This window comes from Gammaproteobacteria bacterium CG11_big_fil_rev_8_21_14_0_20_46_22, assembly GCA_002796245.1.
Taxonomy (GTDB): domain Bacteria; phylum Pseudomonadota; class Gammaproteobacteria; order UBA12402; family UBA12402; genus 1-14-0-20-46-22.
On sequence record PCWT01000037.1, the window covers coordinates 1 to 1,020 of the forward strand.

General features: G+C 50.7%; 1 pseudogene. It reads right to left on the reverse strand.

What is annotated here, in order from left to right:
- Positions 1-81: 81 nt before the first annotated feature.
- Positions 82-834 (reverse strand): annotated as a pseudogene (locus COV52_04690) (hypothetical protein).
- Positions 835-1,020 lie beyond the last annotated feature (186 nt).

Here is a 1,020-nt window from a genome sequence, read left to right on the forward strand (position 1 = left end):
TACCTCCTGTGGATAGTTGGTCCGTGAGAGAAGCTGGATTGAGGTGCTTGCGATCTTTTGAGCAGGGGTCATACGGTTCATCTTGTAGCCACCATGCCGGCGTTGATAGTTGTAGTGGTGAAGCCAAAGATTGAGTTTGTACTGCATTGATGCTTTTGGATCAAAGAACGAACATTGCGGCCAGAAGAATTCTCGTTTGAGTGTTTTGTGAAAACGCTCGATCTTGCCGTTCTTTTCCGGTGAATACGGCGGGTTCGTGATAACCGATATACCAAGCGTTTCACAGTAGTTCTTGAAACGTTTGCCGTAGCGGTTGTCGACACGGATAGCGGAAATGCGAAACGGAGCGCGTTTGACCAAGTCTGTCACAAAGGCGATAGCACTTTTGTCGTCTTCATGTTCGTAAATCCAGGAAAAGACCCATCGGGAACAGTCATCGATTGCTGAGAACACGGCAATGTCTCGTTCCCGGCCAAACGGATATGACGCATCCATCTGCAGCTCTTTGCCTGGTTTGTCCAGCGCGTACAGTGTTGGATCTTGCTTGAACCGTTTGTACCGCTTTGTGTAGCGGATAGCTCGTCGTTTCAGGATACGCCAAACTGTGCTGCCGTCCATACGAATGCCGTAGTCATCCAGAAGTTTTTCCGAAAGCGGTACCGGACCGAGGTTTGGGTAACGCACACCCAAAGCACAGACGAGGTCTTCGACCTCGTGGTCCGTCCGGTTGTGAATCACCGTCCCTTTCTTCGGTCCCGGTGTCTTGGGCAGCAGTGCGTCAAATCCGTGCTCCTCGTAATTCTTTTTAAGTCGGGATACCGCATTTTCGTGCATGTCGAGCGCTTTGGCGGCTTGCTTTCTTGTGAGCTGGTGGACGATATACAATTCGAGTATGGCTTGTGTGCGCATAGCGAGTTCGTGTGCTGTCGATCGAGTGCGTCTGTTTGGCATATGGGTGGGCTAGGTTAGGAAGCCACCAATATACCCGAGAACGCGGAGAATGTAACCCTAATTGCTGCA